Origin of the sequence: Pantoea cypripedii (assembly GCF_002095535.1) — a bacterium.
Classification (GTDB): Bacteria; Pseudomonadota; Gammaproteobacteria; order Enterobacterales; family Enterobacteriaceae; genus Pantoea; species Pantoea cypripedii.
On the sequence record NZ_MLJI01000001.1, the window covers coordinates 1,501,751 to 1,514,057 of the forward strand.

Annotated in this window: 9 protein-coding genes and 1 pseudogene; 7 read left to right on the top strand and 3 right to left on the bottom strand. The window is 54.4% G+C overall.

Features of this window, described 5'->3' with window-relative positions:
• Complete coding sequence (locus HA50_RS06880; protein WP_084873732.1) at window positions 1–1,110, bottom strand: YcbX family protein; 1,110 nt, start codon at window positions 1,108–1,110, stop codon at window positions 1–3.
• Between the two features lie 109 nt (window positions 1,111–1,219).
• On the opposite strand from HA50_RS06880, the gene rlmKL reads away from it, so the two are divergent.
• The 6 genes from rlmKL (at window position 1,220) to rmf (ending at window position 9,181) form a co-directional block, all read left to right on the top strand.
• Window positions 1,220–3,334, top strand: coding sequence for a bifunctional 23S rRNA (guanine(2069)-N(7))-methyltransferase RlmK/23S rRNA (guanine(2445)-N(2))-methyltransferase RlmL (gene rlmKL / locus HA50_RS06885; protein WP_084873733.1), 2,115 nt, complete (start codon window positions 1,220–1,222; stop codon window positions 3,332–3,334).
• Between the two features lie 5 nt (window positions 3,335–3,339).
• Window positions 3,340–5,256 (top strand): ABC transporter ATP-binding protein, encoded by a 1,917-nt coding sequence (locus HA50_RS06890; RefSeq protein ID WP_084873734.1) that lies wholly within the window; start codon window positions 3,340–3,342, stop codon window positions 5,254–5,256.
• A gap of 17 nt (window positions 5,257–5,273) precedes the next feature.
• Complete coding sequence (gene pqiA / locus HA50_RS06895; RefSeq protein ID WP_084878387.1) at window positions 5,274–6,557, top strand: membrane integrity-associated transporter subunit PqiA; 1,284 nt, start codon at window positions 5,274–5,276, stop codon at window positions 6,555–6,557.
• Window positions 6,529–8,172: an intermembrane transport protein PqiB gene (pqiB, locus tag HA50_RS06900; RefSeq protein WP_084873735.1), complete on the top strand. Its 1,644-nt coding sequence runs from the start codon at window positions 6,529–6,531 to the stop codon at window positions 8,170–8,172. Before pqiA ends, pqiB begins: the two co-directional genes overlap by 29 nt.
• Complete coding sequence (gene pqiC / locus HA50_RS06905; protein WP_084873736.1) at window positions 8,169–8,735, top strand: membrane integrity-associated transporter subunit PqiC; 567 nt, start codon at window positions 8,169–8,171, stop codon at window positions 8,733–8,735. The genes pqiB and pqiC overlap by 4 nt, the downstream gene beginning before the upstream one ends.
• Window positions 8,736–9,013: 278 nt before the next feature.
• Complete coding sequence (gene rmf, locus HA50_RS06910) at window positions 9,014–9,181, top strand: ribosome modulation factor (protein ID WP_013508548.1); 168 nt, start codon at window positions 9,014–9,016, stop codon at window positions 9,179–9,181.
• Between the two features lie 133 nt (window positions 9,182–9,314).
• Here rmf and fabA read toward each other — a convergent pair whose 3' ends face one another.
• Together fabA and HA50_RS06920 are read right to left on the bottom strand one after the other, a co-directional pair.
• Window positions 9,315–9,833 carry a bifunctional 3-hydroxydecanoyl-ACP dehydratase/trans-2-decenoyl-ACP isomerase gene (gene fabA, locus HA50_RS06915; protein ID WP_084873737.1) on the bottom strand — a complete coding sequence of 173 codons (519 nt, stop codon included), beginning with the start codon at window positions 9,831–9,833 and terminating at the stop codon, window positions 9,315–9,317.
• 66 nt (window positions 9,834–9,899) lie between these two features.
• Window positions 9,900–11,761 (bottom strand): annotated as a pseudogene (locus tag HA50_RS06920) (AAA family ATPase).
• A gap of 53 nt (window positions 11,762–11,814) precedes the next feature.
• Here HA50_RS06920 and matP point away from each other — a divergent pair.
• Window positions 11,815–12,282 carry a macrodomain Ter protein MatP gene (gene matP, locus HA50_RS06925; protein ID WP_139810901.1) on the top strand — a complete coding sequence of 156 codons (468 nt, stop codon included), beginning with the start codon at window positions 11,815–11,817 and terminating at the stop codon, window positions 12,280–12,282.
• Window positions 12,283–12,307 lie beyond the last annotated feature (25 nt).

The following is a 12,307-nucleotide window of genomic DNA, read 5'->3' on the forward strand; positions in this document are numbered from 1 at the left end:
TTACGCCAGCTCGATATCACCAGCCGGAATACAGCTACAGCTCAGGATGGTGCCATCCTGACGCACTGCGCTTTTCTTTAAGGCTTTCACTTCACCTGATACCAGCGTCATTTTACAGCTGCCACAGATACCGGCGCGGCAGGAGTAGGGAATGCGAAAACCTTGCATTTCAAGCTGTTCCAGCAGCACCTGCTGATTATCTCCGGTAAATTCGCTGCCCTGATAGCCAATGGTAACGTTGCTCAGATTGCTGGTTACAGGGGCCAGGGTTTCCACCACCTGACCGGCACCGTAGGCGCGTGCAGGCTGTTTTTCCACGATTGTCACCTGATCGCCAACGCGGATCACGCCACTGTTCAGGGCGATCAAATTCAGACCAAAATCGATATCGCCGCTGCCATCCTGGGCGCTACGGAAACGTTGCAGCGTGGCCAGCGGTTCACCCTGCGGATGTTTTTGCCCGCTTTCGGTGCCGACGGTGGTAAACACGCAGCGGCTACAGGGCTTCGGCATCTCAAAAGTAATATCGCCAATGGTTAATTTCTTCCAGCTGTCTTCTTCCCACGCCTGCGCGCCGCTGACCACCAGGTTAGGGCGGAACTGTTCGACACGAACGCTGGCCGGGCAGCGTTGTTGCAGATCCTGCAAGGACGCCATATTGACCAGCAGATAAGGAAAGCCATCCGCAAAGCTCAGTGGCACCTGATCAAAGCGTTTTACCCGGCGGGTGGGCTGTGATCCGGTCCAGCGCAGTTGTACCGGGCGGGGGAAAAAGTCGCTCAGCCAAAGGTTTATCTCTGCCGGGGCGATGCGTGAGGTAAAGTGGTTACCCCAGACCTCGGTCGGTGCGTCAGTGGCGGCAAAATCAGCAAAGCGGATTAACGCCTGGCTGCCGTCCGGTGCCTGCAAAAACAGGCCATCGGGCAGCAGCGCCGGGGTGAAGCGCACCATTTCCGGATACTGACGGGCAGTGATAAAGGTGCCATCGGTTTCGGTAACCATAAAGATGCGGTCAAAGGCCAGGCCGCTTTCCAGCACCTGGGCATGCGACAGTTGCAGGCCGCGCATCGATTTTACCGGATGGATAAACAGACGGGACAACGTAATCATCACTACTCCCTGAAAGCCGTCATGCAGGACAAAAAGAAGCTAACTTTATGACATAGGACGCTGATTCGCTATAATGCGCAACAATTTTATCAGGAGTAGAAGTGACGATATGAATTCTCTGTTTGCCAGTACGGCGCGCGGGCTGGAAGAACTGCTTAAAACTGAGCTGGACGCGCTGGGTGCGCAGGATTTGCAGGTGGTGCAGGGCGGTGTCCATTTTGAGGCCGACGACCGCGTGATGTACCAAAGCCTGCTGTGGAGCCGCCTGGCTTCACGTATTTTACTGCCGCTGGGAGAATTCGGCGTCTGGAGCGATCTCGATCTTTACGTCGGCGCCCAGAGCATTCCGTGGTGCGACATCTTCGACAGTGATACCAGCTTCGCCATCCATTTCAGCGGCACCAACGAGGTGATCCGTAATAGTCAGTTTGGCGCGTTGCGTATTAAAGATGCCATCGTGGACAGCTTTACCCGCCAGAATTTGCCGCGTCCGAATGTGGATCGCGAGCAGCCGGGGATTCGTATCAACGCCTGGCTGAATAAAGATCGCGTCAGCATCGCGCTGGATCTGAGTGGCGATGCCTTGCATCAGCGTGGTTATCGTCAGCAAACCGGTCAGGCTCCGCTGAAAGAGAATCTGGCGGCGGCGATTGTGCTGCGTTCTGGCTGGCAAAACGGCACCCCGCTTGTCGACCCGATGTGTGGTTCCGGTACGTTGCTGATTGAAGCGGCGTTGATCGCCTGCGATCGCGCACCGGGCCTGCTGCGTTCACGCTGGGGTTTTAACAGCTGGAAAAAACATAATCAGCCGCTGTGGCAGGAACTGCGTAGCGAAGCGATGCAACGAGCCCGTGAGGGAACGGCAGCGACCAGCGCTCGTTTCTTTGGTTACGATAACGACGGCCGCGTGCTGGAATGGGCGCGAGCCAATGCGCGCCGCGCCGGTGTGGCCGATCTCTTTACCTTTGCCCAGCAGGACGTGCTGAAGCTGCATAATCCGCTGTCGGGTGATGTCACCGGCACGGTGCTGAGTAACCCGCCGTATGGCGAGCGTCTGGAAAGCGAGCCTGCGCTGATCGCGTTGCACAGCCAGCTGGGCCGCATCATGAAGCAGCAGTTTGGTGGCTGGAACCTGTCGTTGTTCAGTGCCTCGCCAGAACTGCTGAGTTGCCTGTCATTGCGCGCCGATCGTCAGTTCAAAGCGAAAAACGGTCCGCTGGAATGTGTGCAGAAAAATTATCAGCTGGCGGCCAGCAGTGGCGAAAGTTCGGCACAGATTGCTGATGATTATGCCAACCGCCTGCGCAAGAATGTGAAAAAGCTGGAGAAGTGGGCGCGTCAGTCAAATATTGATTGTTATCGTTTGTACGATGCCGACCTGCCGGAATATAACGTTGCGGTGGATCGTTATGGCGATTGGGTGGTGATTCAGGAATATGCGCCGCCGAAAACCGTTGATGCGAACAAAGCGCGTCAGCGTCTGTTTGATGTGATCAGCGCCACGCTCAGCGTGCTGGAGATCCCGGCGAATCGTCTGGTGTTGAAAACCCGTGAACGTCAGAAAGGCAAAAACCAGTATCAGAAACTGGGTGAGAAGGGCGATTTCTTCGAAGTTCAGGAATTTAACGCGCGCTTCCTGGTTAACCTGACGGATTATCTCGACACCGGCCTGTTCCTCGATCACCGCATCGCACGTCAGATGCTGGGTAAAATGAGCCAGGGTAAAGATTTCCTCAATCTGTTCTCCTACACCGGCAGCGCCAGTGTGCATGCCGGTCTGGGTGGGGCGAAATCCACCACCACGGTGGATATGTCGCGTACCTACCTGGAGTGGGCAGAGCGTAATTTACGTCTCAACGGTCTGACAGGGCGTCAGCATCGCCTGATGCAGGCGGATTGCCTGAGCTGGTTGCGCGAAAGCGACGAACAGTTCGACCTGATCTTTATTGATCCGCCCACCTTCTCCAACTCGAAACGGATGGAAGACGATTTTGACGTGCAGCGCGATCATTTGATGCTGATGCAGAACCTGAAGCGTCTGCTGCGTCGCGGCGGTACCATTATGTTTTCAAACAACAAGCGCGGCTTCAAAATGGATCTCGACGGGTTGCAACGTCTGGGCTTACAGGCTCAGGATATCACCCAGAAAACCCAGTCGCAGGATTTTGCCCGCAACCGTCACATCCACAACTGCTGGCTGGTCAGCCACGCCGGTAAGGAATAAGTTTTATGTCACTGATCAGTATCCATGGCGCTTACCTGTCGTTCAGCGATGCGCCGCTGTTGGATAATACCGAACTGCATATTGAAGAAGGCGAGCGCGTCTGTCTGGTGGGGCGCAACGGTGCCGGTAAATCCACGCTGATGAAAATCATCAACGGCGAACAACCGCTGGATGATGGCCGCATTATTTATGAAACCGACCTGGTCGTGGCGCGCCTGCAACAGGATCCGCCACGCAATATTACCGGTTCGGTGTATGACTTTGTTGCTGAAGGGGTGGAAGAACAGGCCGAGCATCTGAAGGCTTACCACGCCATTTCTCATGTGGTGATGGAAGATCCGAGCGAGAAAAACCTCAACGAAATGGCGCGTCTGCAGGCGATTCTAGATCACCAGAACCTGTGGCAGCTGGAAAGCCGCATCAATGATGTGCTGGAAAAAATTGGTTTGCAGGCCGATACCGAGTTGTCGTCGCTGTCGGGCGGCTGGCTGCGTAAAGCGGCGCTGGGGCGCGCGCTGGTCAGCAATCCGCGTGTGCTGATGCTGGACGAACCAACCAACCACCTCGATATCGAAACCATCGACTGGCTGGAAACTTTCCTCAAAACCTTTACCGGCAGCATCGTGTTTATTTCGCATGACCGCTCCTTCATCCGCAATATGGCGACGCGCATTGTCGATCTCGACCGTGGCAAGCTGGTCTCGTGGCCGGGGGATTACGATCAGTATCTGCTGGGCAAAGAAGAAGCGCTGCGTGTAGAAGAACTGCAAAATGCCGAGTTCGACCGCAAGCTGGCGCAGGAAGAAGTGTGGATCCGTCAGGGTATCAAAGCGCGTCGTACCCGTAACGAAGGCCGTGTTCGCGCCCTGAAAGCGCTGCGTCGTGAGCGTTCTGAACGCCGTGACGTGATGGGCAAAGCCAATATGCAGGTGGGTGAAGCCTCACGCTCCGGCAAAATCGTCTTTGAACTGGAAAATGTTGACTACGCCGTCGATGGAAAAGTGCTGGTGAAGGATTTTTCTTCCCAGGTGCAGCGTGGCGACAAGATTGCGCTGATTGGTCCTAACGGCTGCGGTAAAACCACGCTGCTGCGCCTGATGCTGCAACAGCTGAAGGCAGACAGTGGTCGTGTGCATTCAGGTACCAAGCTGGAAGTGGCATATTTCGACCAGCATCGCGCGGAACTCGATCCGGACCGGACCGTGATGGATAACCTGGCAGAAGGTAAGCAGGAAGTGCTGGTGAACGGCAAGCCACGCCATGTGCTGGGCTATTTGCAGGACTTCCTGTTCCACCCGAAACGAGCCATGACGCCGGTACGTGCGCTGTCGGGCGGTGAACGTAACCGCCTGCTGCTGGCGCGCCTGTTCCTCAAGCCCAGCAACCTGATGATTCTCGATGAACCGACTAACGACCTCGATGTGGAAACGCTGGAGTTGCTGGAAGAGTTGATTGATGGCTATCAGGGTACCGTGCTGCTGGTCAGCCACGATCGTCAGTTTGTGGATAATACCGTCACCGAATGCTGGATCTTTGAAGGTAACGGTGAGATTGGTGCTTTTGTTGGCGGTTATCATGATGCTCAGCAGCAGCGTGCGGCGTATAAGCAGCTGAAAACCGCATCAGCGGCGAAAGCCAGCGCCAGCGCTGAAAAAACGGCTGAGAAAAATGATGCCAACAAACGTGGCGCAGGCAAGCTAAGCTATAACCTGACGCGCGAGCTTGAGCAGTTACCGCAAAAACTGGAACAGCTGGAAACGCGTATTGGCGAGCTGCAGGCGCAGATGAGTCATCCGGATTTCTTCAGCCAGCCACATGATAAAACGCAACCAGTGCTGGATGCATTGGCGCAGACCGAGCAGGAACTGGAAACGGCGTTCGAACGCTGGGAAGAACTGGAAGCGCTGAAAAACGGCGCTTAATGCAGAAGGAAACCGGCATGTGTGCAGCGGATGATGCGCAGTCGTGGATACTCTGTCCACAGTGCGATTTAACGGTAAAACTGCCAGTTGTGCCGGTTGGCAGCCGGGCGCGTTGCCCGCGCTGTCACACCACATTAACGGCTAACTGGCATGAGCCGCGTAAGCGGCCAACCGGTTATGCGATCGCGGCTTTGTTTATGCTGGTGCTGGCCAATCTGTTTCCTTTCGTCAATATGCACGTTGCTGGCCTGAGCAGTGAGATCTCACTGCCGGAAATTCCGAATGTCATGGTGCGCGAGGACTATAGCAGCCTCGCGACCCTGTTCCTGCTGTTTGTGCAGGGCATTCCGGCGTTTTGCATGGTAACCATCATTCTGCTGGTGAATAAGGTCAGAATGCCGCATCACCTGCGGCTGGTGCTGGCGCGCATTTTGTTCCAGTTACGTAACTGGGGCATGGCGGAAATCTTCATGGCAGGGGTGCTGGTCAGTTTTGTCAAACTGATGGCCTATGGCGAGATAGGTTTTGGCAGCAGTTTCTGGGCGTGGTGCCTGTTCTGCGTGCTGCAACTGCGCGCCTTCCAATGTGTGGACCGCCGCTGGGTCTGGCAGCGTATCGCGCCGTTGCCTGCGCTACCGCACGCACCAAAGGCGGGTATCAGTGGTATCCAACAGGGGATGCGCCGCTGCCCGTGCTGTACCGCCATCATGCCCGTCGAGCAAAAGGCGTGCAGCCGTTGTGGTGTCGTGGCACACGCCCGACGTCCTCACAGCCTGCAATGGACGCTGGCGTTGCTGGTAACCTCCCTGCTGCTATACCTCCCATCGAATATTATGCCGATCATGGTGACGGAGACGTTGGGCACGGCGTATCCCTCCAACATCATGGCAGGGGTGATCTTGCTGTGGAGTGACGGATCCTGGCCGGTGGCGCTGGTGATTTTTATCGCCAGTATTATGGTGCCTTCGCTCAAAATGCTGGCGATTGGCTGGTTGTGCTGGGATGCCAGTGGACGCGGGCAGCATGACAGCGAGAAGATGCACCTGGTTTATGAGGTGGTGGAGTTTGTTGGTCGCTGGTCAATGATAGATGTGTTTGTTATTGCCGTTCTCTCCGCGCTGGTACGCATGGGACGGTTGATGAGTGTTTACCCGGCGCCAGGCGCGCTGCTGTTTGCCATGGTGGTGATTCTCACCATGTTTGCAGCGCTGACTTTTGATCCGCGTCTGACCTGGGATCGTGTACGGAAAACCGAACGTAAGGAGCCGCGTCTTGACGGACAATCATCAGGGAATTGCTAACGTCGATCAGATTAAACGCTGGTCCCCGGTCTGGATTGTACCCATTGTCACGCTGTTAATCGGCGGATGGATTCTTTTTTATCACTTCAGCCATCAGGGGCCGGAAGTGACACTGATTACCGAAAATGCCGAAGGTATCGAAGCGGGTAAAACCACCATTAAGAGCCGTAGCGTGGATGTTGGTGTGGTGGAGAGCGCGGTACTGACTGACGATCTGCATCATGTGGAGATCAAAGCGCGGCTGAATTCAGGCATGGATAAACTGTTGCACGGCGACAGCGTGTTCTGGGTGGTCAAACCCCAGATTGGACGGGAAGGGATTACCGGCCTCGGTACCCTGCTATCCGGTGCTTATATCGAGCTACAACCGGGTACCAAAGGAGATAAGCCGGAAAGTTATCAGCTGCTGGATGCGCCGCCGCTGGCACCACCGGATGCCAAAGGCATTCGTGTCACGCTGGATAGCAAAAAAGCCGGGCAGCTTAATCCGGGCGACCCGGTGCTGTTCCGTGGTTATCGTGTCGGTACGGTCGAAACCAGCACTTTCGACACGGAAAAACGCATGATGACCTATCAGCTGTTTATCTCCGCGCCTTATGACCGGCTGGTCACCACCAATGTCCGTTTCTGGAAGGACAGCGGAATTGCGGTGGATATGTCATCTTCCGGGATGCGCGTGGAAATGGGGTCACTCACGACGTTGTTCAGCGGTGGCGTCAGCTTCGATGTGCCAGATGGCTGGGAACTGGGGCAGGCGGCAGAGAATAAAGCGGAATATCATCTGTTCGATGATCAGCGCAGTATCCAGGATTCGTTGTATACCAACCATATCGATTTCCTGATGTTCTTTACCGATTCGATCCGTGGTCTGCAAGTCGGTGCACCGGTGGAATTCCGGGGTATTCGTCTCGGTACGGTGGCGGAGGTGCCTTATACCATTCCTGGTGTTAACCAGGCACTGAACACGGATTATCGTGTACCGGTACTGATCCGCATCGAACCCGATCGCTTTATCAGCCGTCTCGGTGGTGATTTCAATCTCGAACAGCATTTGCAGGATGGGAAAAAACGCGGTCTGCGTGCCACCCTGAAAACCGGCAACCTGTTGTCGGGGGCGTTGTATGTCGATCTGGATTTCTACGACAACGTTGCCCCTTATCAGGGACCGGACAAAGTCGCGGGTCTTGAAGTGATCCCGACGGTGAGCGGTGGTCTGAGCCAGATTCAGCAAAAACTGCTGGCCGCGCTCGACAAAATCAACAACCTGCCGCTCAATCCGATGATTAATGAGGCAACCGGCACCCTGAAGGAGAGCCAGCGCACGCTGCAGCAATTGCAGAAAACGCTCAACAACCTCAATCAGATCACCGGCAGTCCGGCGATGAAGACGCTGCCAGCGGATATGCAGCAAACGCTGCGTGAACTGAATCGCAGCATGAAAGGGCTGCAACCGGGATCGCCAGCCTACAACAAGCTGGTAGGCGATATGCAGCGGCTGGATCAGGTGCTGCGTGAATTGCAGCCGGTGCTGAAGACCTTGAATAGCAAGAGCAACGCGCTGGTGTTTGAAGCCAAACCGGGTCAGGATCCACAGCCGAAGAGGGCGAAACAGTGAAGAAAGGGCTGATGATTGGGGCGATGCTGCTGCTGGCAGGTTGCAGCAGCACCATTGAAACCACTTACTATCAACTGCCTGCGGGTGCCAGTATGGCTCCTGTCAGCACCGATGCCAGCAGTGGGCAACCGATGCTTTGGGTGCAGCAGGTCAGTGTTCCGGATTATCTGGCGGGTAATGGCCTGGTGTACCAGACCAGCGACGTGAAATACGTTATTGCCGCTAATAATCTGTGGGCCAGTCCGCTTGACCAGCAATTGCAGCAAACGCTGGTCAATAATCTGAGCCGCGCATTGCCAGGGCGTCTGGTATCCGGTACACCATTGGGTGAAACGCACGACACGTTGACGGTGAATGTGACCGGTTTCCAGGGACGTTACGATGGCAAGGCAATTGTGAGCGGTGAATGGGTGCTGCAACATCAAGGACGGCTTATCAAACACGGCTTTAATCTGACGTTGCCGCAAACGGAAGACGGTTACGATGCGCTGGTGCGCATATTGGCACTCGGCTGGCAGCAGGTTGCACAGCAAATTGCGAATAGTGCGATCACGCCAAATTAAGATTTGTTCGAAGCTTATGCTAAGTCCCTGATTTGCCATCATCGTGTGGCAAAAATATCAGGGACTTTTTTATTGCCTAATCAGCCAGATAAGCGATTTTTCTGAAAATTTACCTCATTCTGTGATGTCGGTTTCAGGTCAAATTTATGACATTGGCGTGAATATTGCGCATTGATCTTTTCCGCGGCTGGAGTTAGAACGTTAGAGTGGTTGAACATTAATTCGCCACTCTATCTTTCCACCAGATTCCACCAGACCTGAAATGAGGGAAACGAGGTATGAAGAGACAGAAAAGAGACCGCCTGGAACGAGCACATTCACGTGGCTATCAGGCCGGCATTACGGGACGCTCAAAAGAGATTTGCCCGTACCAAATGATCGACGCACGGTCTCACTGGTTGGGAGGTTGGCGACAAGCCATGGAGGACAGGTCGGCGGTGGCCTAGCACTGCCGGATGTTCATCGAGTAAGGAACAAACCTCCGCTTAGTGCGGAGGTTTTTGTTTTCCCCGTAATACTTCAGGCTGCATGGGCGTTGGCTTTACTGCAACTCGAAATATTCAGGGGAAGTCCGGAGGACTAAAAAGCGGTGGTGTCTTTGAACAGGCCCACTTTCAGGTCTGTGGCGGCATAAATCAGGTTGCCGTCGACAAACACTTCACCATCAGCCACGCCCATCACCAGTTTGCGGTTGATGACACGTTTGAAGTGAATTTTGTAAGTCACTTTTTTCGCTGTCGGCAGTACCTGTCCGGTGAATTTCACTTCACCCACGCCCAGTGCGCGGCCTTTACCTTCAGCACCCAGCCAGCCCAGATAGAAGCCAACCAGCTGCCACATAGCATCCAGACCCAGACAGCCCGGCATCACCGGGTCACCGATGAAGTGGCAATCAAAGAACCACAGGTCAGGGCGGATATCCAGCTCGGCTTCGACAAAGCCTTTATCGTATTTACCGCCGTCTTCGGTCATTTTGACCACGCGGTCCATCATCAACATATTGCCTGATGGAAGCGGCGGTCCGTTTTCGCCAAACAGTTCTCCGCGACCTGAGGCAACCAGGTCTTCTTTGCTATAGGATTCGCGTTTATCTACCATGTTCTCAATAAGCCTTATTTAGTGAAGCCCGAATATTAGCGAACAGTTGTACGCTGGGCAATGCTATCAGCTGTGGTTAAACCAGTTAAGCCAACGTAATGGCCACGGACGCTGACGTGTTTCATGCTGGTTAAGCAGAGCGATACGTTCCTGAATGGTGCTTAGCAGCGAATCACCGCTCTCACTTTGCCACTCCACGCCTGTCAGCAAGGGCAGGGCTTCGTCTACACGCTCAATTGCCCAGATGTGGAACTGGCCCTGTTCTACTGCCTCAACGACTGCGGCATTCAGGCTCAGGTGGCGCACGTTACTGGCGGGCAAAATCACGCCCTGCTGACCAGTGAGACCGCGTTCGTGACAAATGCTGAAGAAACCTTCAATTTTCTCATTAAGGCCGCCTACCGGCTGCACATTGCCGAACTGGTCCACAGAACCGGTAACGGCGATCTGCTGGTTCAGTGGCTGATTAGCCAGTGCACTGATCAGGGCGCAGAGTTCGGCAAGAGAGGCGCTATCGCCATCGACCTCAGAATAGGATTGTTCAAACACCAGCGAAGCAGAGAAGGGGAGTTGCTGTTCCAGCTCCAGTTCTGCAATCAGATAGGCCTGCATGATCATCATGCCTTTCGCATGAATATTGCCACCCAGCTCTGCTTTGCGTTCGACATCGGTGAATTCACCGTCACCCGGATGCACCACACAGGTAATGCGGGAAGGTTCGCCCCACGGACGCGGATGACCCGGAAATTCAATCACCGAAAGACCATTGATCTGACCTACCACTTCACCTTCTGTCTCGATCATGATCTGATTGAGCAGAATTTCATCACGCATACGGTCGGCGAGGAAACTTTCCCGCCAATGACGCGCTTCCAGTGCGTCTTTCAGCGCTTCGGCATTGAGCACTTCACCGTGCAATGCCGCTTCCTGCATCTGACGGCGCAGCCAGCGTGGACAAAGTGGCAGCGTATCCTGATCGCCAGTGTTGCGTACTGCCTCGTTGATCAGTAGCGGCCAGAAGTCCTCTTCCGGATCGGGCAGACCGGCCTGACGCGCCAGGTTCAGTGTCCACTGGCACCAGGATGTCATGTCTTCTTCATCCAGCACCTGAAGGTTTTCTTCAAACTCACTGTAAAGCGCCATCTCATGCGCTTCTGTGTCCAGCGCCTGAAAATCAGCCAGTGCATCACGTTCACCACACAAAATCAGGCGCAACTGAAGGGGCAGAGGCGGGATGGCGACGGGCAATGGCTGGCGCTCATCCTGCGAATACCAGTCAAAACGGCCTGATTCGATGCTTTTTTTCAGGCGTAACCACATCAATGGCTGTGCCAGTAGCGTGGTTACGCTCAGAATAAGCGTGCCACCGTTAGCACGATGCAATAACCCCGGCTCCAGCTGCACACGATCTTTATACTGACGCACGCAACCGAAAAGCTGTTCAAATTCAATCCAGTCGGCATAATGCACGCCGCCCTGGCTGGTAAAAGGTCGGCTGCTGTCAGTCGGCGGCAGCAGACTGACATTGTCGCCCATAACCAGATAATCGCCGCCCGAAAGGGTTGCCGTTTCTGGCTGGAAACGCTGCGCAGCACTGGCAATCCAGGCGAGGTAATCGTTATTTTCCTGGCTGCGTAACAACAGCAGTGGTAACCCTTGTTGCTGATGATGCAAATGCGCCAGCGCATTCAGCAGACGCGGCTGGACCGCGGCCAGACTATCGCTATCTTCCAGTGAGACGTCAGAGAAAATGGATTGGTAGCGGGTGCTATCCGGCTGCAGGGCTTGCCACGTGAGTTGAGAGCTGGTCAAAATATTCCATTCGTCAGATTCGGGAAAAGCGCGATTATACAGGAATCAACCGGGTTAAGCACTGCGGAGTTCCGGCCCGAATTGTGACGGTTGCAACATGTTTTTCCTTGCTGCATCCGGGAAAAAAGCTGTTATTCTTAGTTTGTTACGTGATCACGATGAGATTCCGATGAAATACCAGCAACTCGAAAATCTTGAAAGTGGATGGAAGTGGAAATACCTGGTGAAAAAGCATCGGGAAGGTGAGTTGATCACCCGTCATCTGGAACTGAGCGCAGCCCAGGTCGCGGTGGATGCCTTGCTGTCGATGGAAAATAGCCCGGTAGAGGTCAATGAATGGATTGCCCAGCATATTCATCCCGATCTGGATAATCGTCTTAAGCAGACCATCCGGGCACGTCGGAAACGCCATTTTAATGCGGAACATCAGCATACCAGGAAGAAATCCATCGACCTGGAATATCTGGTGTGGCAGCGTCTGGCAGGGTTAGCACAACGTCGTAGCAGTACCCTTTCTGACACTATTGTGCAGCTGATTGAAGATGCAGAACGCAAAGAGAAGTATGCCAGCCAGATGTCTACGCTGAAGCAGGATTTACAGGCAATTCTGGGAAAAGATGGCGCAGAGAACGAATAGCTTTCATTCCTGTTAAACAGCTATA